At 71.6% G+C, this 23,308-nt stretch carries 24 protein-coding genes; 11 read left to right on the top strand and 13 right to left on the bottom strand.

What is annotated here, in order from left to right; all coding sequences use genetic code 11:
• Window position 1 precedes the first annotated feature (1 nt).
• The 7 genes from A4W93_RS07315 (at window position 2) to A4W93_RS07345 (ending at window position 7,917) form a co-directional block, all read left to right on the top strand.
• Window positions 2–901: an enoyl-CoA hydratase-related protein gene (locus tag A4W93_RS07315; protein ID WP_085749990.1), complete on the top strand. Its 900-nt coding sequence runs from the start codon at window positions 2–4 to the stop codon at window positions 899–901.
• Window positions 898–1,869, top strand: a complete 972-nt coding sequence (locus A4W93_RS07320; RefSeq protein ID WP_085749991.1) for an NAD(P)H-dependent flavin oxidoreductase — start codon at window positions 898–900, stop codon at window positions 1,867–1,869. The genes A4W93_RS07315 and A4W93_RS07320 overlap by 4 nt, the downstream gene beginning before the upstream one ends.
• A gap of 75 nt (window positions 1,870–1,944) precedes the next feature.
• Window positions 1,945–4,092 (top strand): fatty acid oxidation complex subunit alpha FadB, encoded by a 2,148-nt coding sequence (gene fadB, locus A4W93_RS07325; RefSeq protein WP_085749992.1) that lies wholly within the window; start codon window positions 1,945–1,947, stop codon window positions 4,090–4,092.
• A 28-nt stretch (window positions 4,093–4,120) separates the two neighbouring features.
• A complete protein-coding gene (locus A4W93_RS07330; protein ID WP_085749993.1) occupies window positions 4,121–4,903 on the top strand; it encodes an SDR family NAD(P)-dependent oxidoreductase in 783 nt (260 codons plus the stop codon).
• Between the two features lie 28 nt (window positions 4,904–4,931).
• On the top strand, window positions 4,932–6,110 hold the full coding sequence (locus A4W93_RS07335) for an acetyl-CoA C-acetyltransferase (protein WP_085749994.1): 1,179 nt from the start codon (window positions 4,932–4,934) through the stop codon (window positions 6,108–6,110).
• Window positions 6,107–6,916 (top strand): enoyl-CoA hydratase-related protein, encoded by an 810-nt coding sequence (locus tag A4W93_RS07340; RefSeq protein WP_085749995.1) that lies wholly within the window; start codon window positions 6,107–6,109, stop codon window positions 6,914–6,916. Before A4W93_RS07335 ends, A4W93_RS07340 begins: the two co-directional genes overlap by 4 nt.
• The gene (locus tag A4W93_RS07345; RefSeq protein WP_085749996.1) at window positions 6,913–7,917 is read left to right on the top strand and encodes a phosphotransferase family protein; all 1,005 of its coding nucleotides are present in this window, start codon (window positions 6,913–6,915) and stop codon (window positions 7,915–7,917) included. The genes A4W93_RS07340 and A4W93_RS07345 overlap by 4 nt, the downstream gene beginning before the upstream one ends.
• A gap of 94 nt (window positions 7,918–8,011) precedes the next feature.
• Here A4W93_RS07345 and A4W93_RS07350 read toward each other — a convergent pair whose 3' ends face one another.
• The gene (locus tag A4W93_RS07350) at window positions 8,012–9,178 is read right to left on the bottom strand and encodes a CaiB/BaiF CoA transferase family protein (RefSeq protein WP_085749997.1); all 1,167 of its coding nucleotides are present in this window, start codon (window positions 9,176–9,178) and stop codon (window positions 8,012–8,014) included.
• Window positions 9,179–9,265: 87 nt separating this feature from the next.
• Here A4W93_RS07350 and A4W93_RS07355 point away from each other — a divergent pair, with 87 nt between their 5' ends.
• The 3 genes from A4W93_RS07355 (at window position 9,266) to A4W93_RS07365 (ending at window position 11,632) form a co-directional block, all read left to right on the top strand.
• On the top strand, window positions 9,266–10,045 hold the full coding sequence (locus tag A4W93_RS07355; protein WP_085749998.1) for an enoyl-CoA hydratase: 780 nt from the start codon (window positions 9,266–9,268) through the stop codon (window positions 10,043–10,045).
• A gap of 145 nt (window positions 10,046–10,190) precedes the next feature.
• Window positions 10,191–10,766 (top strand): BPSL1445 family SYLF domain-containing lipoprotein, encoded by a 576-nt coding sequence (locus tag A4W93_RS07360; RefSeq protein ID WP_085749999.1) that lies wholly within the window; start codon window positions 10,191–10,193, stop codon window positions 10,764–10,766.
• Between the two features lie 44 nt (window positions 10,767–10,810).
• The gene (locus A4W93_RS07365) at window positions 10,811–11,632 is read left to right on the top strand and encodes an amidohydrolase family protein (RefSeq protein ID WP_085750000.1); all 822 of its coding nucleotides are present in this window, start codon (window positions 10,811–10,813) and stop codon (window positions 11,630–11,632) included.
• Here A4W93_RS07365 and A4W93_RS07370 read toward each other — a convergent pair.
• The 9 genes from A4W93_RS07370 to A4W93_RS07410 form a co-directional block, all read right to left on the bottom strand.
• Window positions 11,629–13,092 (bottom strand): efflux transporter outer membrane subunit, encoded by a 1,464-nt coding sequence (locus A4W93_RS07370; protein WP_085750001.1) that lies wholly within the window; start codon window positions 13,090–13,092, stop codon window positions 11,629–11,631. The two genes, A4W93_RS07365 and A4W93_RS07370, sit on opposite strands and share 4 nt — an antisense overlap.
• Window positions 13,089–13,988 (bottom strand): efflux RND transporter periplasmic adaptor subunit, encoded by a 900-nt coding sequence (locus tag A4W93_RS07375; RefSeq protein WP_085750002.1) that lies wholly within the window; start codon window positions 13,986–13,988, stop codon window positions 13,089–13,091. The genes A4W93_RS07370 and A4W93_RS07375 overlap by 4 nt, the downstream gene beginning before the upstream one ends.
• Before the next feature lie 7 nt (window positions 13,989–13,995).
• On the bottom strand, window positions 13,996–14,202 hold the full coding sequence (locus tag A4W93_RS07380) for a DUF1656 domain-containing protein (protein WP_085750003.1): 207 nt from the start codon (window positions 14,200–14,202) through the stop codon (window positions 13,996–13,998).
• Window positions 14,199–16,235 carry an FUSC family protein gene (locus A4W93_RS07385; RefSeq protein ID WP_085750004.1) on the bottom strand — a complete coding sequence of 679 codons (2,037 nt, stop codon included), beginning with the start codon at window positions 16,233–16,235 and terminating at the stop codon, window positions 14,199–14,201. The genes A4W93_RS07380 and A4W93_RS07385 overlap by 4 nt, the downstream gene beginning before the upstream one ends.
• Complete coding sequence (locus tag A4W93_RS07390; protein WP_169726513.1) at window positions 16,232–16,744, bottom strand: MarR family winged helix-turn-helix transcriptional regulator; 513 nt, start codon at window positions 16,742–16,744, stop codon at window positions 16,232–16,234. Before A4W93_RS07390 ends, A4W93_RS07385 begins: the two co-directional genes overlap by 4 nt.
• Window positions 16,745–16,821: 77 nt before the next feature.
• Window positions 16,822–17,625 carry an ABC transporter permease gene (locus A4W93_RS07395; protein WP_085750005.1) on the bottom strand — a complete coding sequence of 268 codons (804 nt, stop codon included), beginning with the start codon at window positions 17,623–17,625 and terminating at the stop codon, window positions 16,822–16,824.
• 1 nt (window position 17,626) lies between these two features.
• Complete coding sequence (locus A4W93_RS07400; RefSeq protein WP_085750006.1) at window positions 17,627–18,439, bottom strand: ABC transporter permease; 813 nt, start codon at window positions 18,437–18,439, stop codon at window positions 17,627–17,629.
• On the bottom strand, window positions 18,439–19,434 hold the full coding sequence (locus A4W93_RS07405; protein WP_085750007.1) for an ABC transporter ATP-binding protein: 996 nt from the start codon (window positions 19,432–19,434) through the stop codon (window positions 18,439–18,441). Before A4W93_RS07405 ends, A4W93_RS07400 begins: the two co-directional genes overlap by 1 nt.
• Before the next feature lie 60 nt (window positions 19,435–19,494).
• A complete protein-coding gene (locus tag A4W93_RS07410) occupies window positions 19,495–20,496 on the bottom strand; it encodes a SphA family protein (protein ID WP_157782131.1) in 1,002 nt (333 codons plus the stop codon).
• Between the two features lie 263 nt (window positions 20,497–20,759).
• Between A4W93_RS07410 and A4W93_RS07415 the strand changes: the two genes are divergently transcribed.
• Window positions 20,760–21,353, top strand: coding sequence for a chalcone isomerase family protein (locus tag A4W93_RS07415; RefSeq protein ID WP_085750009.1), 594 nt, complete (start codon window positions 20,760–20,762; stop codon window positions 21,351–21,353).
• Window positions 21,354–21,365: 12 nt separating this feature from the next.
• On the opposite strand, the gene A4W93_RS07420 is transcribed toward A4W93_RS07415, so the two are convergent.
• From A4W93_RS07420 to A4W93_RS07430, 3 genes are read right to left on the bottom strand one after another with little or no spacing between them, the layout of a single operon-like run.
• Window positions 21,366–22,268, bottom strand: a complete 903-nt coding sequence (locus tag A4W93_RS07420) for an aldo/keto reductase (protein WP_174694903.1) — start codon at window positions 22,266–22,268, stop codon at window positions 21,366–21,368.
• Between the two features lie 39 nt (window positions 22,269–22,307).
• Entirely contained in the window at window positions 22,308–22,571 is a 264-nt protein-coding gene (locus tag A4W93_RS07425) for a hypothetical protein (RefSeq protein WP_085750011.1), read from the bottom strand.
• A 7-nt stretch (window positions 22,572–22,578) separates the two neighbouring features.
• Window positions 22,579–23,280, bottom strand: a complete 702-nt coding sequence (locus tag A4W93_RS07430) for a dienelactone hydrolase family protein (RefSeq protein WP_085750012.1) — start codon at window positions 23,278–23,280, stop codon at window positions 22,579–22,581.
• Window positions 23,281–23,308: the final 28 nt, after the last annotated feature.

The following is a 23,308-nucleotide window of genomic DNA, read 5'->3' on the forward strand; positions in this document are numbered from 1 at the left end:
CATGGACGACAACACCCTGACCCTCACCGTCGACCGGGACGGCGTGGCCCTGATCGAGCTGTTCGCGGGCCACTTCACCGCACCGCTGGCCGTGGCCCTGGACACCGCGGTCGAGCAGGTGCTCACGGACCCCGCGATCGTCGGCGCCGTGATCACCGGTGCGGCACCGGACCGCTTCCTGCTCGGCGCGCGCATCGACGAACTGCTGGCCGGGGCCGACGCGGGCCTCGATGCCCCCACCATCGCCGCGCTCGTCGCGCCCGTGAACCGCACGCTGCGCCGCCTGGAAACAGGGGGCAAGCCGGTGGCCGCGGCCATCGGTGGCGACGCGCAGGGCGCGGGCTTCGAGCTGTGCCTCGCGTGCCACCACCGCGTGCTCGCGGACGACGAGGCGGTGCAGGTGGGGCTGCCCGAGGTGCGTGCCGGGCTGATCCCCGGCGGCGGAGGCACGCAGCGCCTGCCGCGCCTGATCGGCATCGAACGTGCGCTGCCGCTGCTGGCCGAGGGGCGCACGGTGAATCCGCACGCGGCCTTTCTGCTCGGGCTGGTGGAGGCCCTGCGGCCGCGCGACGACGTGGTCGCCACGGCACGCCGATGGGTGCTGTCGCAGGGGCCCACCGCGCAGCCGTGGGACACCAAGGGCTACGCGCTGCCGGGCGGCGCGGGTGCACTGGCGCCCCACGCGTCCGCGAGCTTCGGCCTGGGCCTCGCCCGCGTGCGCCGAGACACCGCTGACCGCGAGCCCGCGCCACTCGCGGTGCTGGCCGCCGTCTACGAAGGCACGCAGCTGCCGATGGACCGCGCGCTGGCGCTGGAGGCCAAGTTCTTCGGCCGCCTCGTGGCCGACCCCGCCGCGCGCGACCGCATGCGCGCGCACAACGACAACCCGGAGATCCGATGAAGACACGCGTGACCGAACGGCTGGGCATCGCCTGGCCCATCATCCAGGGCGGCATGATGTGGGTGGGGGTGGCCGAACTCGCCGCCGCCGTCTCGAACGCCGGCGGCTTGGGCATCATCACCGCGCTGACGCAGCCCACGCCCGACGACCTGCGCCGCGAGATCGAACGCACCCGCGCGCTGACCGACAAGCCGTTCGGCGTGAACCTCACGCTGCTGCCGTCGGTGAAACCGCCGCCGTATGCCGAGTACGTCGCGGCCATCGTCGAGAGCGGCATCCGCGTGGTCGAGACCGCGGGGCGCAGCCCGCGCGAGTACATCGACACCTTCAAGGCGCACGGCATCGCGGTGCTGCACAAGTGCACGTCGGTGCGCCATGCGCTGTCGGCCGAACGCGATGGCGTCGACATCGTGTCCATCGACGGCCTCGAATGCGCGGGCCACCCGGGCGAGGACGACGTGGGCGGCCTCGTGCTGATCCCGGCCGCGGCGCGCGCGCTGAAGATCCCCATCGTGGCCTCGGGCGGCATCGCCGACGGCCGCGGCATGGCGGCGGCGCTGGCCCTCGGTGCCGAGGGCGTGAACATGGGCACGCGCTTCTGCGTGACCCGCGAGGCGGCGATCCACGACGACATCAAGCAGGCGCTGGTGAAGGCGAACGAACGCGACACCGCGCTGATCTTCCGCTCGCTGCGCAACACCGCGCGGGTGTTCCGCAACGCCATCGCCGACGAGGTCCGGTCCATCGAGCAGCGGCCCGGGGGCTGCGAGTTCGAGGACATCCGCCCGCTGGTGCTGGGCACACGCGGCCGCGAGGCGCTGCGGTCCGGCGAGGTGGACGGCGGTGTCATCACCGCGGGCCAGTGCATCGGCCTGATCGACGACGTGCCCACCTGCGCCGAACTCATCGAGCGCATGGTGGCCGAGTGCCGCGAGCGCCTGTCTGTCGCGTCCCTGCAGGCCGCCTGATTCGTCGCTACCGACGATGGTGCGGCGCGGCATGGCTTCCTAGACTGACCTTCATCCGATCCACGAGGAGTTCTCTTGTTCCAAGGTGACAGCATCCAGGTGCGGCGGCTGGACGACGGTTTCGCTGAATTGTGTTTCGACCGCCAGGGCGACGCGATCAACAAGCTCGACGCCCGCACCGTCGACGAGTTCCAGCGCGCGACCAGCGTGATCGCCGCCGACGGCGACGTGCGCGGCGTGCTCGTGTCAAGCGCGAAGGACGTGTTCATCGTCGGCGCCGACATCGCCGAGTTCGGCGAGATGTTCAAGCAGCCCGCCGAACACATGGCGCGCGACGTGTACGCGAAGAACGGCATCATCAACGCGTTCGAGGACCTGGGCGTGCCGAGCGTCGTCGCCATCAACGGTTTCGCACTGGGCGGCGGTCTCGAGCTGGCGCTCGCGGCCTCGTTCCGCGTGATGTCGAACGATGCGCAGGTGGGGCTGCCCGAAGTGAAGCTCGGGCTGTTCCCGGGCTTCGGTGGCACGGTGCGCCTGTCGCGGGTCGCGGGGCCCGCGGTGGCGGTGGAATGGATCGCCGGCGGGCGGCCGTCGCGTGCGGCCTCGGCCCTCGCGGCCGGCGTGGTGGACCAGACCTGCGACCCCGCGGCGCTGCGCGAGACGGCGCTGACGCTGCTGCGCAGCGCGGCCGACGGCCACGCCGACTGGCGCGCCCGCCAGCAGCGCAAGCGCGAGCCGGTGCCGCGCCAGCCCGCCGAGCTGCGGTCGCTGTTCGACGGGGCGCTGGCCGACGTCGATGCCCGCAGTCCCAAGCACCAGCCCGCCGCGGCCATCGCGGTGCGCATGATGTCGCGTGCGGTCACGTGCACGCGTGCCGAGGCGCTGCGGCTCGAGTCCGCCGCGTTCGCCGAGGTGGCCAAGACGCAGGCGGCCGCGTCGCTCGTGCGGGCGTTCTTCAACGACCAGTTGCTGAAGAAGCGTTTCAAGTCCTACGGACAAGGTGCGCGGCCCGTGAAGTCGATGGCGGTGCTGGGCGCCGGCATCATGGGCGGTGGCATCGCGTACACGAGTGCGCTGCGCGGCACGCCGGTGCGGCTCAAGGACATCGCACCACCACCGCTCGCGCTGGGCATGAAGGAGGCGTCGCGCCAGCTCGCCCGGCAAGTGAAGACCGGCCGCATCGACCAGGCGAAGGCCGACGCGGTGCTGGCCACCATCCACCCGCAGCTGGACGACGCGGGCTTCGGCGAGGTGGACCTGGTGATCGAGGCGGTCGTCGAGAACCTCTCCGTCAAGCACCAGGTGCTGAGCGCGCTCGAAGGGGCCGTGCGGCCGGACACGGTCATCGCGTCGAACACCTCCAGCCTGCGCATCGACGACATCGCCCGCCCGCTCGCGCGGCCGGAGAACTTCGTCGGCATGCACTTCTTCAACCCGGTGCCGGTGATGGCGCTGGTGGAGGTGGTGCGGGGCGAACGCACGAGCGATGCCGCCGTGTCTACCGCGGTGGCGCATGCCGTGCGGATGGGCAAGACACCGGTGGTCGTGAAGGACTGCCCGGGTTTCCTCGTCAACCGCCTGATCACGCCGTACGTGTCGGGCTTCCTGCAGCTGCTGGCCGACGGCGCCGATTTCGCCGAGGTGGACCGCGTGATGGAAGCCTTCGGCTGGCCCATGGGCCCGGCCCTGCTGCAGGACGTCGTGGGCATGGACACCGGTGGCCACGTGGGCGACGTGATCGCGGCGGGCTACCCGCAGCGCATGCGCCCGGTGACACGCAACGCGGTGAAGCTGATGGTGGAACACCGGCGCTACGGCCAGAAGAGCGGTGCCGGGTTCTACCGGCACGGGCTCGACCCGTTCGGCAAGCCGGTGCGGTCGCCGGACCCCGAGGCGCAGGCGCTCGTCGCCACGCTGCAACTCGGCGGGCCGCGCACCTTCGGCGAGGCCGAGATCGTGGACCGGCTGATGCTGCCGATGGTGGTCGAGGCCGCCCACGCGCTGGAGGAAGGTGTCGTGGCCACCGCCGCCGAACTCGACATGGCGCTCACGCTGGGCCTCGGCTTCCCGGCCTACCTGGGCGGGGCGCTTCAGTACGCCGACTGGCTGGGCCTCGCCGAGGTGGTGGCGCGCTGCGAGCGGCTGGCCGCGCTCGGTCCGGCGTACGAACCCACGGCACGCATGCGCGAGATGGCGGCCACCGGCGGCCGCTTCCACGGCTGAACTTCCCTTCGAAGAAAGAACCCGAACGATGAAACTCGATGCAACCGTGACCGCCGTGGTGACCGGCGGCGCCTCCGGCCTCGGCGCCGCCACCGCGCGCCTGCTGGCCTCGCGCGGCGTGCGCGTGGCCCTGTTCGACCTCGACGCCGACAAGGGCGAGGCGCTGGCCGCCGAACTGGGCGGTGTGTTCTGCCGCGTGGACGTGATGTCGGACGACGCGGTGGACCAGGGCTTCGCGAAGTCCCGCGCGGCCATCGGCCAGGAACGTGTGCTCGTCAACTGCGCCGGCATCGGCAACGCGGTGAAGACCGCCAGCCGAGACAAGGCCAGCGGCGAGGTGCGCCACTTCCCCACCGCGGCCTTCGACCGCATCGTGCAGATCAACCTCGTGGGCACGTTCCGCTGCATCGCGAAGTCGGCCGCCGGCATGCTGTCGCTGCCGCCGCTGGCCGACGGCGAGCGCGGGGCCATCGTCAATACCGCCTCGGTGGCGGCGCAGGACGGGCAGATGGGGCAGGCCGCGTACTCGGCGTCGAAGGCCGGCATCGTGGGCCTCACGCTGCCGGTCGCGCGCGACCTGATGGGCGAGGGCATCCGCATCAACACCATCCTGCCGGGCATCTTCAACACGCCGCTGCTGCAGGCCGCGCCCGACCACGTGAAGGACGCGCTGGCCGCCTCCGTGCCGTTCCCGAAGCGGCTGGGCGATCCGGCGGAGTACGCTGCGCTGGCGGAACAGATGATCACGAACGGCTACTTCAACGGCGAATGCGTGCGCCTCGACGGCGCGATCCGCATGTCTCCGCGCTGAACCTCTTTTTCATCTCAAAGGATCGACCATGGCAGAAGCATTCATCGTCGCGGCGGCGCGCACGGCCGGTGGCCGGCGCGGCGGGCGCCTCTCGGGCTGGCACCCGGCCGACCTCGCCGCCCAGGTGCTCGACGCGCTCGTGACCCGCAGCGGCGTGGACCCCGCGGCCATCGACGACGTGATCATGGGCTGCGTGGGCCAGGCCGGCGAACAGGCGGCGAACGTGGCGCGCAACGCGATCCTGTCGTCGTCGCTGCCCGAGTCGGTGCCGGGCACCACCGTCGACCGCCAGTGCGGCTCGTCGCAGCAGGCGCTGCACTTCGCCGCGCAGGCGGTGATGTCGGGCACGCAGGACATCGTGATCGCCGCGGGCGTCGAGAGCATGACCCGCGTGCCGATGGGCCTGCCGATGACGCTGCCCGCGAAGAACGGCCTCGGCTTCTACGTGAGCCCGGGCATGCAGAAGCGCTACCCCGGCGTCGAGTTCAGCCAGTTCGCCGGCGCCGAGATGATCGCGAAGAAGTACGGCCTGACGCGCGAGGAGCTCGATGCCTACGCGTACGAGAGCCACCAGCGCGCCATCGAGGCGGTGCGTGCGGGCCGCTTCGAGGAGGAGATCGTGCCGGTCGCGGCGCGCAGCGCCGAGCTGGGGGACCTGAACGAGCTGCACACGGTCGACGAAGGCATCCGCTTCGATGCGTCGCTCGAAGGCATCGCGGCGGTCAAGCTGATCCAGGAGGGCGGGCGGGTCACCGCGGCCAGCGCGTCGCAGATCTGCGATGGCGCCAGCGGCGTGATGGTCGTCAACGAACGCGGCCTGAAGGCGCTGGGCGTGAAGCCGCTCGCGCGCATCCACCACATGAGCGTGATCGGGCACGACCCGGTCGTGATGCTGGAGGCACCCATCCCGGCGACGCAGCGTGCCCTGGACCGTGCGGGGCTGTCCATCGACGACATCGGGCTCTACGAGGTCAACGAGGCCTTCGCACCGGTGCCCATCGCGTGGCTCAAGGTGCTGGGGGCGGAGGCGGGCCGGCTCAACGTGAACGGCGGCGCCATCGCGCTGGGCCATCCGCTGGGGGGCTCGGGCACGAAGCTGATGACGACGCTCGTGCACGCGCTGCACCAGCGCGGCGTGCGCTACGGCCTGCAGACCATGTGCGAAGGCGGCGGCCTCGCCAACGTGACGATCGTCGAGCGCCTGTGACCACGGTGAACGTGCGCCTGGAGCGCGAGGGCGACGTGGCGGTGATCCGCCTCGTCAACACGGCGAAGCTGAACCCGCTGACCGTGCCGATGCAGATCGAGCTGCGGGCGGCGCTGGCCGAGGTGCGGGGCGATCCCTCGTACCGGGCCGTGCTGCTGACGGGGGAGGGCAAGGGCTTCTGCGTGGGGGCCGACCTGTCCGGCCTGGGCCGGCCCGAAGGGGACCCGCGCACGCTGGGAGCGTGGACGGCCGACATGATGACGGAGCAGTCGACGCCGCTGGTGCTCGACCTGCGGTCGATGCCGGTGCCGGTGGTGTGTGGACTCAACGGCGCGGCGGCGGGTGCGGGCGTGGGCCTCGCGCTCTCGGCCGACATCGTCGTCGCGGCGCGGTCGGCGTACTTCCTGATGCCGTTCGTGCCGAAGCTCGGGCTCGTGCCCGACCTCGGATCCACGTGGTTCCTCGAACGGCTCGTGGGGCGCTCGCGGGCCACGGCGCTGACGCTGCTGGGCGACCGGCTGTCGGCCGAGGAGGCGGTGCGCTGGGGGCTGGTGTGGTCGTGCGTGGACGATACCGAATTCGCGGCGCAGTCCCTCGCACTCGCTCAGCGGCTGGCGCGCCTGCCCGCGCACGGCATCGGCGAGACGCGGCGGGCCTACGACTCGGCCGCATCCAGCGACCTGGCCACGCAGCTCGCCTACGAGACCGGCCGGCAGCGCGAGATGATCGACCGGCCCGAGTTCCTCGAAGGGGTGGCGGCGTTCCAGCAGAAGCGCGAGCCGTCGTTCGCGCCCCGCAAGGGATGAGTTCCGCGGACTTCGACTTCGACCGGCTGCGCGGCTGGCTCGGCGAACGGATTCCCGGCGCCGAGGGGCCGATGCAGTGGCGGCGCGTGGGGGCGGGGCAGTCGAACCCCACCTTCCTCGTCGAGTTCGAGCAGCGTTCGCTCGTGCTGCGCAAGCAGCCGGCGGGCGAACTGCTGCCCTCGGCCCACGCCATCGACCGCGAGTACCGCGTGCTGAAGGCGTTGGCCGGCAGCGCCGTGCCGGTGCCGGCGGCCTTGTGCTGGTGTGACGACCGCACCGTGATCGGCACGCCGTTCTACGTGATGGACAAGCTCGAGGGCCGCGTGATGAGCGGCCACCAGCTTCGCGAGGTGCCGGCGGGCGAACGTGCCGCGTACTGGCATGCGATGGCGGGCACGCTCGCCGCGCTGCACGCGGTGGACTGGGAGGCGGTGGGCCTCGCCGACTACGGCCGCCCGGGCAACTTCTTCTCGCGCCAGATCGCCCGCTGGTCGCGCCAGTGGGCCGCCTCGCGCACGCGGGAGGACCGGCACATCGACCGGCTGGTCGACTGGCTGCCCGCGAACATCCCCGACCACGACACCACGGCCATCGCCCACGGCGACTTCCGCCTCGGCAACCTGATGTTCCATCCCACCGAGCCGGTGGTGATCGGCGTGCTCGACTGGGAGCTCTCGACCCTCGGCCACCCGCTGGCGGATGCCGCGTACAGCGCGATGGCGTGGCACACGGTGCCGGCGGCCTTCGACGGGCTGCGAGGGGTGGACCTGGTGTCGGCGAGCTTGCCGACGCAGGCGTCGTACCTTGCGGCGTACCGTGATGCCGGTGGGTGTTCGGAGCCGGTCACGGCCTTCCACCTGGCGTTTTCGCTGTTCCGCTTCGCGGTGATCCTCGAAGGGGTCGCGGCACGGGCGAAGGCGGGGAATGCGGCCGCGTCGGATGCGGCGGTGGTGGGGGCGCAGTCGGCGGCGTTCGCGGAGGCGGCGGCGGCGTTGATCTAGCCGGATGGTCATCCCGGCGAACGCCGGGACCCACCGTGGTCGACGCGCACAGGGGAACAGTGGGCCCCGGCGTTCGCCGGGGTGACCCGTCTGCCTACAGTCGCACTCCCAGCTCCTTCGCCACCTCCTCACTGTGCTCCCCGAACCCCGGCGCATGCCGCCCTGGTTCCGGCGTCCACGCGGAGAAGCGCACCGGCGGCCCCACCTCGACGTAGCGGCCTTCCGTCGGATGCTCCCGCTCCCGCAGCAGTCCCGAACCCTTGAGCTGGGGATCGTCCAGCAGGTCGCCGATCTCGTTGACCTTCATGGCCGGCACGTTCGCGGCCTTCAGCAGCGCGAGCCATTCGGCGGTGGTGCGCGCCGGGGTCAGCGCCGCGACCGCGTCGTGCATCTTCTGCATGTGCTTCCGCCGCGACCTGAGGTCGGCGAACATCGGTTCGGCGAGCCGCTCGCCCAGCCCGCACACCTCGAAGAGCCGCACCCAGCGGTCGTCGAGGTACGGGGCGATGGCGATCCAGCCGTCGGCGGTGCGCATCGGTTGGCGGCCCGGATCGACCTGGCGGCCATAGAGCGCGGGGCCCGTCGGGGGCACGAAGGTGCGGTCGCACAGGTGTTCGGCGAGGTTGAAGCTCGCCATCGCCTCGAACATCGGCACCTCCACGGCCTGGCCTTCACCGGTGCGCAGGCGGTGCACGATGGCGGCCAGCACGGCGTAGGCGGCGTGGAGGCCCGAGACCTTGTCGGCCACGGCCATCGGCAGGAAACGCGGCTGCGGGTTCCCGTCCACCGCCGGCAGCAGCGATGCCGCGCCGGAGGCGGCCTGGATGATGTCGTCGTAGGCCTGCAGGCCCGCGTTCGGGCCGCGCTGGTCGAAGCCGGTGCAGTGCACGTAGACGATGTCGGGACGCAGCGCGCGCACGGCCTCGACGCCGAAGCCCAGGCGTTCGATGGCGTCGGCGCGCAGGTTGTGGATGAACACGTCGCTCGTCTGCAGCAGCCGCGTCAGCGCGGCACGGCCGGCCTCGGAGCGCAGGTCCCAGTCGACCGAACGCTTGCCGCGGTTCAGGCGCAGGTGGGCGGGGCCCATGCCGGGCGTGACGGGAGGCCGCCCGATCAGGCGAACCGTGTCGCCGCCGCCGGCGGGTTCGACCTTGACGACGTCGGCGCCCAGGTCGGCGAGGATCTGCGTGGTGTAGGGGCCGAAGATCACCGTCGTCATGTCGGTGATGCGCAGGCCTTTCAGCATGGGGGAAGGGTTCATGAGGCGATGCTAGAAAGCGGGGGCGGCACGGGCAATCGTCCGATGCGACGAGCCGGAGTACAGTGCGCCGCAACAGGAGCGTGCACCATGACCTACGAAACCATCGAAACCCGCGTGGAAGCCGGCCAGGTCGGCATCGTCACGCTGAACCGCCCGAAGGCGCTCAATGCGCTCAACGACACGCTGATGGACGAACTCGGCGAGGCGCTGAAGGCGTTCGATGCCGACGAGGCCATCGGCTGCATCATCGTGACCGGCAGCGAGCGTGCGTTCGCCGCGGGGGCCGACATCGCCGCGATGGCGAAGTACACCTTCGCCGACGTCTACAAGGGCGACTTCATCACGCGCAACTGGGAGACGATCCGCTCGATCCGCAAGCCGGTGATCGCGGCCGTGTCGGGCTTCGCGCTCGGCGGCGGGTGCGAGCTGGCGATGATGTGCGACGTGATCATCGCGGCCGACAACGCGAAGTTCGGGCAGCCCGAGATCAAGCTCGGCGTGATCCCCGGGGCCGGCGGCACGCAGCGCCTGCCGCGTGCGGTGGGCAAGGCCAAGGCGATGGACCTCGTGCTCACCGGCCGCATGATGGATGCCGCGGAAGCCGAACGCGCCGGCCTCGTGAGCCGCGTGGTGCCGTACGAGAAGCTCGCCGACGAGGCGCTGGCGGCCGCCATCGTCATCAGCGGGTTCTCGCGCGTGGCCGTGATGGCCGCGAAGGAGGCGGTGAACCGGGCCTACGAGGGCGGACTGGCCGACGGCGTGATGTTCGAGCGTCGGCTCTTCCACTCGCTCTACGCGACCGAGGACCAGAAGGAAGGCATGGACGCCTTCCTGAACAAGCGCGCCGCGGTCTTCAAGCACCGCTGAATCGAGGCAGTCTGCCCTTTGGGGCAATGTGGCCCGCACGCCATTGACAAGGCCGGGCACCGGCAGGAGACTGCCTTTCGCTTCGGTGCCGCACTTCCTCTGGTGTTGTCCGAGCACGCCTCGCGATTCCACCAAGGAGATGAAAATGGACAAGCGTCGTTTTCTTTCACTCGCGGCAGGCGCCGCACTCGTCGGTGCCACCACCGGCTGCAGCACCACCAGCCCCAGCGCCTCGTCCGACCCCGCGGCACGCCGCCGCGGCATCGATGCCAAGGTCGACGAAGCCCTCGGCAAGCTCTTCGATCAGGTGCCGGGCTCGAAGGAGCTGGCGTCGAAGGCCAAGGGCATCCTGGTGTTCCCGTCGGTGGTGTCGGCCGGGTTCGTGGTCGGCGGCTCGTACGGCGAGGGCGCGTTGCGCAAGCATGGCACCAGCGCCGGCTACTACAGCACCAGTGCGGCCTCGGTCGGCCTGCTGGCCGGCGCCCAGTCGCGCTCGGTGTACCTGCTGTTCATGAACGACGAGGTGCTGAACAAGTTCGAGACCAGCAAGGGCTGGACGGCCGGGGTCGACGCCACCGTGACGGTGGCCGACGCCAGCGCCACCGCGGCCGTGGACACGAAGACGGGCCAGAAGCCCATCGTGGGCTACGTGCTGGCCGTGGGCGGCCTGATGGCCAACCTGAGCTTCGACGGCACGAAGTTCACGAAGATCGACATCTGACGCGGGGCGGCGCGGGGTTGGCGCTCCTGCGCTAACCTCCGCGCATGGACGACACCGACCTCCGCATCGACTGCCATGTGCACGTGTTCGACCCCGTGCGGTTTCCCTATGCGTCCGACACGGCCTACCGGCCGCAGGGCGCGGAGATCGCCACGGCGGCGCAGCTCGGCCGGGTGCTCGACGCACACGGCGTTCGGCATGCGGTGATCGTCGGTCCGAACTCGGGCTACGGGTTCGACAACCGCTGCCTGCTCGATGCGCTGGCCATCGGCCAGGGCCGCTACCGCGGCGTGGCCGTCGTGCCCAACGGCACGGGGCGCGACGAGTTGCAGGCGCTGCAGGCGGCCGGGGTGATCGGCATCGCGTTCAACCCGTCGCTGCTGGGCGTGGACTTCTACCGCGATGCGGGGCCGTTGCTCGAGCGTTTGCGGGACCTCGGGATGTGGGCGCAGGTGCAGGTCACGGGCGACCAGCTCGTGGACCTGGCGCCGATGCTCGAGGCGAGCGGGGCGAACCTCGTGTTCGACCACGGTGGGCGACCCGAGCCGCGGGCGGGCCTTTCGCAGCCCGGGTTCGTGAAGCTGCTCGAACTGGGCCGCGAGGGACGCGCGGTGGTGAAGCTGTCGGGCCTCGCGAAATGGTCGCACCAGCCTCATCCGTACGAGGACACGTGGCCCTTCGTGCAGGCGCTGGCGGATGCGTTCGGGACGGACGCGCTCGTGTGGGCGTCCGACTGGCCGTTCCTGCGCGCGCCCGACCGCATCGACTACGGGCCGCTGCAGGCACTCGCCGCACAACTGCTGCCCGACCCGCGGGTGCGGCACGCGGTGATGTGGGAGAACCCGCGCCGCCTCTTCGGCTTCTAGCGTTCCCAACCGCCGCCGAGTGTCAGGAACACCTGCACCTGGTCGTCGACCAGTTGCGCGTGCGACGCGGCGAGCGAGGCCTCGCCGGCTGCGAGCGAGCGTTCGGCGTCCAGCGTCTCGAGGTAGCCCACCTTGCCGCCCTCATAGAGCCTGCGCGTCTGCGAGGCCACGGTGCGGGCCTCGTCCACCGACACCTGCAGCGCGGCCTGGCGGTCCAGTTCGTGGGCGTACGTGGACAGCGCCGTCTCGGTCTCCCGCAGCGCGGTGAGCACGGCGCCGTCGAACTTCGCGAAGGCGCCCTCCGCGCCGGCCTCGGCCTGGGCCACGCGCGCATCGGCCACGCCGGTGTTGGGCAGGGTCCACGAGATCAGCGGGCCGAGGCTCCAGCTCACCGTGTCGCGGCTGCCGAGGCGGTCGAGCGGGCCGGCCGTGCCGGCGGACAGGCCCAGCGTCACCTTCGGATAGCGGTCGGCGATGGCGACGCCGATGCGGGCGGTGGCCGCGGCGAGTTCGCGTTCGGCCTGGCGCACGTCGGGCCGGCGCTGCAGCAGCGCGGCGCCGTCGCCGACAGGCATCGCACCCGCGACCTGCGGCGGGGTGCTGCACGAAGCGATGCCGGCGGGCAGCGACTGCGGCGGCTCGCCGATCAACGTGGCGAGCCGGAACGCCGCGCCCTGGCGCTGGGCCTGCAGCGGCGGGATCGCGGCGCGCAGCTGTTCGAGCTGGCTGCGTGCGCGGGCAGCGTCCACCTCGCCGACGCGGCCGGCCTGCTGGAGCCTGCGCGTCACGTCGACCGCCTGCTGCTGCAGGTCGATGGACCGTTGCGCGGCCTGCAGGCGCTGGCCCGTGGCGCACACGTCGGCGTAGGCGCGCGCGGTGCCGGCGGCCACGCTCACGCGGGCCACGTCGAGTGCGGCCGACGCGGCATCGGTGCCGGCCTGGGCCGCTTCGCCCGCACGGCGGATCTGGCCCAGCAGGTCCACCTGGTAGGCGACCGACACACCGGCGCTGCCGTGCCATGCCGACGGCGGCTCGTAGCCGGGCTTGAGCACCGACAGGCCGGAGGCGTGGCCGAACGACGGGTCGCCCGAGACCCCGATGGTGGGGTGGGCCGCGCCGTCCACCTCGGCCTGCAGGGCCTGCACGCGGGTGAGGTTCGCCGCGGCCTGGCGCAGGTCGGTGTTGTGGTCGAGGGCGCGGGCGACGAGGTCGTCGAGCACCGGGTCGTCGAACAGGCGCCACCAGTGGGACGGCAGCGGCGCCTGCGTGTAGGGACGGGCCGTGGGCGCGTCGGAGGCGGTGTCGTGGGTGCCGATGAACGGCGCGGCCGCGTCGGCGCGGCGGGCGAGGGCCGCATCGGGCTCGCGGTAGTCGGGTCCCGCGGGGGCGGTCGAGCAGGCGGCGAGCACGGCGGCGAGGGCCAGGGTGCCGAGGGCAGGGAGGAACTTCATGGCGTTCATCCCTTGCGTGCCGGTTCGACCACCTGCACGGTGACCGTCTGCCCCGCGACGAGCTGGGTGCCGTCGGGCAGCGGGTCGAGCTTCACGCGCACCGGCACACGCTGCGCGAGGCGCACCCAGTTGAACGTGGGGTTCACGCTCGGCAGCAGGTTCGCGCCGGTGGAGCGGTCGCGGTCGGCGATGCCGGCGGCGAGGCTCTCGACGCGCCCCGTGAACGAGGCACCCTGGCCCATGGGGGTCACGCGCACGGCGTCGCCGAGGTGGATGCGCGCGAGCTTGGTTTCCTCGAAGTAGCCCTCGACGTAGAACGATCGCGCGTCGACGAGTGCCAGCACCGGGTGGCCGACGGTGGCGTAGCTGCCCTGGCGCAGGTCGAGGTTCGTGACGAGGCCGTCGGCCGGCGCGCGCACCTCGGCGCGTTCGAGGTTCAGGCGCGCGGCGTCCACGGCCACCTCGGCCTGGGCCACGTTCGCGCGGGCCTGGTCGACGCGGGTGTGCGCCTGTTCGGTGGCCTCCTGCGACACGAGGGTGCCGAGGCCGGTGTTGCGGCGGTTCTCGCGGTCGGCCTGGGCCAGCGCGGTGCGCTGCGCGGTGAGGGCCACCTGGGCCTGGCGCAGCGCGAGCGTGTAGCGGGCGCGGTCCACCTCGAACAGCAGCGTGCCGGCCTGCACGGGCTGGTTGTCGTGCACCGGCACGGCGGTGACGAGGCCGGACACGTCGGCGGCGATCTGCACGACGTTGGCGCGCACGCGGCCGTCGCGGGTCCACGGTGCGCGTTCGTAGTGGTCCCACAGCCGCAGGCCGGCCCACGCGGCGGCGGCCACCGCCACGGCGGTCACCGCGAAGCGGGCGACGCGCTGGCGGTTCGGGGAATCGGAGAGGAAGCGGAAGGTCATGACGGTCTCACTGGAGGAATCGGGAGGCGCTGCTGAGGGCGAGGAGCACGAGCACGTACAGCGCGATGTCGAACAGGGCCGGGTGCCACACCCAGCGGTAGGCGCCGGTCGCGGCGAGCAGGTGGCGCAGGCCCCAGGTCACGAACAGGCCCAGGGTGGCGAGCACCAGCAGCCAGGGCAGGTACACGCCGAAGACGTTGGCTTCGCCGATCATGGGGACACTCCTTCGGGAACACGCGCGGACACGACCGGTGCCGGGGCGTCGGGGAACAGGGCGCGGCGCACGCCCACGAGCGCCCCGAGGCCGGCCGAACGTTCAGCCGACGCGGGGTCGTGGGTGGCGAGCGTGGCGGTCAGCGCGGCGTCGACGCGGTCGAGCAGGTGCGCCGGCTGGGCGGCGTCGCCACCGGCGCCGAGGTCGCGCAGCCAGCGGGCGAGGTCGGCCATCAGCGCACCGGTCACGCCGAGCGGCAGGTGCCAGCGCACGCGCTGCAGCGTGACGATGTCGGTGCCGAGGCGCAGGTCGCGCAGCGCGTCGGCGGGCAGACCGTCGATCTTGCCGCCGGACTGGGCCACGCGCGGGGCGATCAGCGCGATGCGGTCGAGCAGGCGCACGGTCTGCGCCGCGGCGTGCACGGGCTGGCGGGGCGAGGCCGCGACGCCGGCGAGTTCGCGCCACGTGGCCTGCTGGATGCGCCGCGCGCTCCAGTCGGCGCCGATGGAGCGCATCAGGCGCGTAGTGCGCGAGGCCACCACCACACCCACCACCTGGGCGATCATCGAGTTTGCGAAACTCGCGAGGTCGGCGTTGGCCGTGTCGTGCATCGCGAGCGTGGTGGCCACGCCCATCAGCACGGGCATCGCCGACAGCACCGTGGACGGGCGCGCCATCAGCGCGCCGAGCACGAGGAACACCGGTGCGCAGGCGAGCACGAGCATGCCGAAGTCGCGCACCGCGGGCAGCACGAACAGCACGTAGACGGCCGAGATGGGCACGGACCACAGCGTGAACGTGAGGAAGCCGTGGATGGCCGGCACGGGATCGTCCATCGACGCGAAGAAGCAGCAGAAGATCGCGGCCATCATCACCGCGGCCGAGCCGGTGGGCCAGCCGGTGAGGACCCAGAACGCACTGCACACGGCGATCGCGATCACCGCGGCCAGCGCCGACAGCAGCGCCATGCCGTGGTCGCGGTGCAGCACGTGGTCGCCCACCACGGACGGCTTCGGCGGCGTGGCGCCGGTCAGGCCGTGGTCCACGTCGCCGCGGCGGGCCAGTGCGGCGTGCCAGGTGGCCACGAGTTCGGCGAGACGTTCGGCGAGGGACACGCGCAGGGCGAGGGGCCAGCCGGCGTGGTCGTCCGACGTTTGCGTGGCGAATGTGTCCAGCGCGGTGCGCAGCGGGGTGTCGTCGTCCGGTGTCTGCACCCAGGCCGCGAACGCCGCGAGCAGTTCCATCACGTCGGGCGCAAGGCGCCCCTCGGCGGACTGCAGCGCCTGCAGGCGGTCTTCCACCGCGGAGAGGGCCGGGGTCAGCGCGGCGAGCTGGTCCTGCACCGCGCGCACGGCGTCGCCGCTGTGGCGCAGGTGGGTGGGGTCGAAGGGAATGTGGGTGGCGAGCAGGCGCAGCTGCGTGAGGTCGGCGGCGAGGCGCTGGCGGTCGGCGGTGAGGTCCTTCGCCGGTCCGCGCACGAGGTCGAGCAGCCACTGGCGCGCGTCGCGCAGGCCGCGGTCGAGCAGGCCCAGCACCGGAGCCGAGAGGCTTTGCGGCAGCACGACGGCGTGCACGAGCGAGGCGCACAGGATGCCGATGCCGATCTCCTCGACGCGCGCGGCGGCGATGTCGAAGAGCTGCAGCGGGGTGTCCACCGCGGGGAACCCGATCAGCGCGGCGGTGTAGCCGGCCAGCATGAAAAGGTACGAGCGCGGGGTGCGGTCGAGCAGCGAGAAGTAGAGGCATGCGCCGACCCACAGCGCGAGGCCCAGCGTGAGCAGCTCGGGTGAATTGATCAGCGCGGGCACGAGCAGCACGGCTGCGGCCGACCCGATCAGCGTGCCGCCGAAGCGGAACAGCGCCTTGGAGCGGACGGCGCCGGCGAGCGGGCTGGCCACGATGTACGCGGTCATCATCGCCCAGAAGGGGCGGGGCTGGCCGAGGCGGCTCGCGATGTACATCGCGAGCATCGCGGCCGCGAACGCCTTCACCGAGAAGATCAGTTCCGCGCGGCTGAAGCGCAGCGTGCTCATGGGCGCTTCACCGGCGGCTTGCGGCCCACGGCGGGTGGCGCGACCTCGACGGGCAGCAGGCCGAGGCGTTCGCGCAGCGTGGTGAACACGCGCAGGAAGGCCGCGATGTCGTCGTCGGGCACGCCCGCGAACACCTCGGTCCGCACGGCGTTCAGCGAGGTCTCGAGCTGCTCGCACGCGGCCCTGCCGGCGGCGGTGAGGTGCAGCGTCTTGGCACGGCGGTCCGTGGGGTCCTCGCGGCGATCGACGAGGCCGGCCTGCACGAGCTGGTCCATCGAGCGTGCGAGGGACGGGCCCTCGATGTTCAGGATGTCGGCCAGCACGCCCTGGCGCATGCCGTCGCCGTGCCGGCCGATCATCACGAGCGGCCAGGCCATCGACTGCGAGACACCGACGTGCGACACGGCCTGGTCGGCCACGGCGCGGTACGCGCGTTCGACCACCCCGAGCGAGGAGGTGATGGTCATCAGCGAGGTCTCGCGGAGGGTGCGGGCGGTGGTCCGGGTCATGGCGGCTCTTTAAATTAGCAAGCTTGCTATCTATTGTAGGCGCCTTCGGAAATTCTTGCAGGCCGGAGCCCCCCGGGTCAGCTCCCGGACGACGTGTAGTACCGCACGCCCACCCGCCACGCGGCGAAGCTGGCGGCGAGGAAGGCGAAGCCGGCGAGCGGCGACATCCAGCCGACCCAGGCCGGCGCGCCCAGCGGATCGGGGCGGCCGAGCAGGGCGACCGCGGGGTAGTACGCCACGCAGGCGAGCGGCACGACGAAGGTCAGCAGCTGCCGGAACCACCGCTCGTAGATCGCGAGCGGGTACTGCCCGGCTTCCACTCCGCCGTAGGTCAGCACGTTGGCCACCTCCAGGCTCTCGATGGTCCGGAACGACAGCGTGCCCTGCAGCACCAGGATGCCGAGGAACAGCGCCGCGCCGCCGGCCACGGCGAACAGCGCGAGCGCGACGGTCGCGGGAGTCCACGCGATGCCGGCCGACACGGTGGCGAAGCCGATCACCAGCAGCCCCTGCAGCAGGCGGCCCAGGCGGCTCACGCGCAGGTCGTGGCCCATCAACTGCAGTGTCAGCGCGCGCGGGCGCAGCAGCAGGCGGTCGAACGCGCCGGTGCGCAGGAACTCGGTGCCGAGCACGTCGAAGCCCCGTCCCAACGTGTCGGCCACGGCGAACATCACGTTGACGAGGCCGTAGAACAGCGCTACCTCGCCGATGCGCCAGCCCGCGACGTCACCGAAGCGGTGGAACAGCGCCCACACGGCGATCACCTCGATGCCCGTCGCGAGGAACTGGCCGAGGGTCAGCATCAGCGCCGACTCGGGGTAGCGCGCCTGGCCGCGCAACGAGGCGGCCACCAGCCGGGCGAAGAGAGGAAGGGTGCCCATGTCAGCCGCCCTGCACGTCGAGCCGGCGCATCGCGCCGCCCATCGCCGCGTGTCCCAGGGCGGCGAGCGTGGCGATCCAGAAGCATTGCAGGCCGAGCGCACCCACCGCCGTCCAGCCGGTGAACTCGCCGAAGTACAGGCGCACGGGGATGTCGAGCAGCCCGGCGAACGGCTGCAGCAGGAGCACGGCCTGCCAGGTGTCGGGCAGCAGCGCGAGCGGCAGCAGGTTGCCCGACAGCACGATCACGAGCGGTGTCGCGAGCGCGTTGATGCCACGGTCGTTCAGCAGCGCGGCGGTGGCGATGTTGAGGAGCATCACGAACGCGGCCGACAGCAGCAGGGCCAGCCCCGCCGACACGGCCGCGAACGCGCCCGCCGCAAGCGTCGCCGGCGGCTGCCAGGCCCATGCGCCGAGCCCGGCCAGCGGCAGCAGCACGACGGCGAACGTGGCCATCAGCGCCACCCGCGGCAGCACGCGCGCGGCGACCCAGCCGGTGGTGCGCGCGAACCAGAGCGCGTAGGCATCCACGGGCCGCAGGCGGTCGTACGCGACCGACCCGGTGCGCACCGACAGCGCCACCTCGGGGTCGCCCGCCCACGGCAGCAGGGCCAGCAGCCCCTGGGCGATCCAGGTGTACGTGATGGCGTGGGCGAGGGGCATCGACGCAGGGGCACCGCTGGCGTAGAAGGCCGCCAGCACCATCACCTTGATGCCACCCCACCAGCACTGGGTGACGAAGCCCGCGAGCGCGGCGGTGCGGTACTGCAGCATCTGCAGGAAGCGCGAGGTGAAGGCCGCGACGTACGGTCTCATCACGCTTCACCCGCGCCGTGCATGGCATAGAACCGAGAGATGACCTCCTCGATCGACAGGCCCTCGAGGTGGATGTCCGCCACCGCGTGCTCCGCGACGAGCCGCGCGATCAGCGCGGGCGCGGACGAGGTGGCCGGGTCGAAGCCGAACACCACGGTGCGGCCGTCGCGTTCGACCACGTCGGTGCCGGGCAGGTCGAACGTCTCGGGAGGCGTGCCGTCGAAGTCGACCACGAGCCGGCGCTGGGCGAGCACCTGCGTGCGCAAGGCGTCGACCGGGCTGTCGGCCAGCACCCGGCCGTGGCCGATGATGATGACCCGCTCGGCCAGCGCCTCGATGTCGTGCATGTCGTGCGTGGTCAGCAGCACGGTGGCGCCGCGTTCGCGGTTCGCGCGTTTCACGAAGTCGCGCACGGCCAGCTTCGACGGGGCATCGAGCCCGATGGTGGGTTCGTCGAGGAACAGCAGCTCGGGTTCGTGCAGGAGCGCGGCGGCGATCTCGGCCCGCATGCGCTGGCCGAGCGACAGCTGGCGCACGGGCTGGTCGAGCAGGCGCTCGAGCTGCAGCATCGCGACCAGTTCGTCGCGGGTGCGCCGGTAGCGCGCCGGGTCCACGCGGTAGATGTCGCGCAGCAGGTCGAAGCCTTCGCCCACCGGCAGGTCCCACCAGAGCTGGGTGCGCTGGCCGAAGACCACGCCGATGCGGCTCACGTGCCGCTCGCGGTCGTCGAAGGGGTGGCGGCCATCGACCTCCACGCGGCCGCCGTCGGGCCGCAGGATGCCGGCGAGGATCTTGATGGTGGTGGACTTGCCGGCGCCGTTGGGGCCGATCAGGCCCAGCAGCTCGCCGCGTTCGAGCGAGAACGTGACGCCGGAGAGCGCCTCCACCGTGCGGTGGCGGCGGTGGACGATGCCGCGCATGGCGCCCCACAGCCCCGGGTCGCGTTCGGCGATGCGGTACGACTTGACGAGCCGTTCGACGAGAACGTGGGGCATGGGGCGCGCGCCGGGCTGCCGCGGAGGCGGCGGGGCCCGGATTCTATCGGCGCGCCGGGATCAGTCGACGCGGAAGTTCAGGCGCAGCCAGCCCACCGTGCCTTCCGGACGGTTGCGGACGGCGAACTCCTGCATCACCTTGAAGTCGATGGCCCAGGTGCCGCTTTCGCTCAGGTACGCGACGGTCGGGCCGGCGCCGTAGGTCTGGACCTTGTTGCCGTCGGCCGCGACGTTGGCGCCCTTGTCCTTGGTGGTCTGCACGAGCGCGTAACCCTGCACGCCGATGCGCCACAGGTCGCCGAGCGGGTACACGGCCGCCCAGTCGGCGTGCAGGTACTGGCCCGACTTCACGCCGGTGTCGCGGTTGGTCGAGTTCACCGAGTAGGTGGTGCGCGTGCCGATCTGGAAGCCGTTCTCCCAGACGTGGGACGCGACGAGCAGCGGGCGCAGCGTCCAGTACTTGCCGGTGCCGATGTTCACGGCACGGCCGGCTTCGTAGTCGCCCGTGGGCGCGACGACGGCCAGGCCACCGGCCAGGCGCGAGGCCTCCTGCTGCCAGTCGACGAAGCCGGCGACTTCCATGTCGGCGATGCCGCTTTCCTCGCCGGACCGCGTGGCGGCCAGGGCGTTCAACGTGGGCTGCAGGGCCGCCACGGGGGACGACAGGCCGACCGTGGTGCGCTGCTTCACGAGCGGCAGCGAGGCCGAGAAGCCCAGGCGGCCGTCGGCGACCAGCTGCTCCGTGATCCAGGTGACGCGCGGCACGATCACGTCGGCGCGGACCTTCGTGTCCACCTTGACCGGCACCACGCCGACGCCCGGCACGGTGGCGGACTGGCTGACGTCGTCGCCGTTGTTGTCCTTCACCTTGTCGGCGCTGTAGTGCTGGTACCAGAGCTGGCCGTAGACGCCCGGGAACTGGGGCGTGGCGAGTTCGTACGACGGGGCGCCGAGCAGGGCGCGGACCTGCCCGTTCTCTGCGGCGAAGGCCGGGGCGGTGAAGGCGGCGGTCAGGGCCGACGCCAGGACGGCCAGACGGCGGACGGGGTTCGAAACGGTCATGGAGGTCTCTGCGGGTGGGGGTTTTGCGGATGGCCGGAAGGTCCGGCGGACGCGAATATAGCCCGCCCGTCGATAAAATCGAACGTTCGTTCTTATTTTGAGACGTTTGCACGTGCGCAATTCACGACACGCGCCAAAATGCACCCGAACTGCAATGTCTCGTCGAGATCGAGCGCTTACAGTCGCCATCGCGTCATCGTGAACGTTTTGTCACAAACCGTTCCACCGCTCGTGTTCGAACCCGTTCAGCCCCAAGGAAAACCATGACCCTGTCCCGCTACCTCGCCCCCCTGGCCCTCGTGATGGCCTTCGCCACCGGGGCGGCCCGCGCCGAAGTCGAAGTGGAGGGCTACAAGTTCGCCGACACGGCCACGGTCCAGGGCCAGACCCTGCACCTCAACGGCGCCGCGGTGTCGAGCATCCTGTCGATGAAGTCCACCGCCGTGGCCTTCTACCTGCCGAAGAAGCAGACGACGATGGACGGCGCGGTCGCCGAGAAGGGGGTCAAGCGCATCCACTTCTTCATGGTGCGCGAGGTGTCCGCCCGCGACCTGTCGAACGCCATGCTCGACCGCATCCGCCAGAACGTCTCCACCGCCGAGTTCTCGGCCAACATCGTGGCCACGTCGCAGCTGGGCACCGTGTTCGGCAACCGCAAGCGCGTGAACAAGGGCGACGAGGTGATCGTCGACTACTCGCCGTCCACGCAGACGACCGAGTTCTCGCTCAACGGCCAGAAGATCGGCGACTCCATCCAGGGCGAGGCCTTCTTCCCGATGCTGATGAAGGTGTGGATCGGCCCGAAGGTGCGTGGCGCCACGCGCGACGGGCTGCTGGGCGGCAAGGCGACCGACTGATTTCCCGGATGTCTAGACCGGCAGCACCTTGTCGGTCCAGAACGCTGACCCGGGCAGCACGCCCCGGCCGGCCGCCACGTTGTCCACCATGTGCTCGGCCCGGCTCGTCCCGGGAATCGCGCACGTGACGGCCGGGTGGCTCAGCACGAACTTCAGCAGCACCTGCGCCCACGACGTGGCGCCGATCTCGCCGGCCCAACCGGGCAGCGGTTCGTCGCGCAGCCGGCGCAGCAGGCCGCCGCCGCCGAACGGGCGGTTCACGATCACCGCCACGCCGCGGTCCGCCGCCAGCGGCAGCAGCCGCTCGGCGGCCTCGCGGTCGTCGAAGGCGTAGTTGATCTGCAGGAAGTCGAGCTTCTGCGACTTCAGCACCGCCTCCACCTCGGGATAGGCCGAGGCCGTGTAGTGCGTGACGCCCAGGTAGCGCACGCGGCCCTCGGCCTGCCAGCCGCGCAGCGTCGCGAGGTGCGTGCGCCAGTCGACGAGGTTGTGCACCTGCATCAGGTCGAGGCGCTTCGCACCGAGCAGCCGCATCGACGTCTCCATCTGCCGGATGCCGGCCTCGCGCCCCGTGGTCCACACCTTCGTCGCGAGGAACCCTTCACCCGCCTTGCCGCGAGCGGCCAGCACCTCGCCGGTGGTGGCCTCGGCGCGGCCGTACATCGGCGAGCTGTCGATCACCTTGCCGCCGGCGGCGAACAGCGTGTCGACGACCGCGGGCAGCCGCTGGTACTCGGCGCTGCCCGGGGCCTGGTCGAAGCCGATGTAGGTGCCGCAGCCGATCACGGGCAGCGGCTCGCGGGAAGACGGGATGGGGCGGGTGTGCATGGGCGGTGCGGCGGCGGGCACGCCGTGCGGCCAGAGCCCCGCGGCCGACAGGCCGGCGGCCCATCGGAGCCACTGGGCGCGGGTCAGGCGAGGGGCATCCATCACCTCAGTCTAGCGGTGGGGGGCTCACCCTTCCACACCACCCTGGAAATCGGCGAGCTTCACGCCGTCGACCGTGACGATGCGGTCGAGACGGATCGATTCGCCGGAGTCGAGTGTCATGTACTCGACCCCGTCGCGCCCGAAGAGGTCGGCGATCACCGCCGACACCTCGTGCCGCGTGCCGTCGTCGCCGACATAGACGACCGGGGCGCGGCGGGCCTTCGTCGCGAGCGACTCCAGCACGTCGTGGAATTCGCAGCTGATCGGTTGGTACGGTTCGGACGGCATGCGGGCCTCACTTCAGGTGGGTGTCGAAGAACGCGAGCGTACGCCCGTCGGCGAGCGCCGCGGCCGCGGCGTCGTGGTGCTGGCCGCCGTGGCGGGCGAAGGCGTGGTTGCAGCCGGGGTAGTCGTGGATCTTCACCTGCGGGTGGACGTCGAGGGCCGCGTGGATGGTCTTCTGCGCGTCCTTCGAGATGTACTCGTCCTCGCCCGCCAGGTGCATCAGCAGCGGTGTCTTCAGCGAACGCGCCTCGTCGACGTACTGCTCCGTGCCGCCGCCGTAGTAGGCCACCGCCGCATCGGCACCGTGTTTCGACGCGGTCCGGAAGGTCATCAGCCCGCCGAGGCAGAAGCCCATGATCCCGGCCTTGCCGGACGCGCCCGGCAGCGACCGCGCGTGGGCGAGCACCGCGGCCGCGTCTTCCACGCCCTGGTCGAAGTCGAAGGCCTGGTAAAGCGCGAAGCCCTTCTCCCATTCGGCCTGCGTGCGGTCGGACAGGTCGATGCCCGGCTCCAGGCGCCAGAACAGGTCGGGGCACACGGCGATGAACCCCTGCGACGCGAGCGTGTCGCAGGTCTCGCGCATGTCGGCGTTGATGCCGAAGATCTCCTGCATGACGACGATCGAGGGGGCCGGCGTGCCGCTGGCCGCGGGGCGCGCGAGGTAGGCGCCGAAGGCGCCGTCCGGGGTGGTGATGGTGATGCGTTCGCTCATGGGAGCTCCTTCGGGATGGGCCTTCAGG

Source organism: Piscinibacter gummiphilus (assembly GCF_002116905.1).
GTDB lineage: Bacteria > Pseudomonadota > Gammaproteobacteria > Burkholderiales > Burkholderiaceae_C > Rhizobacter > Rhizobacter gummiphilus.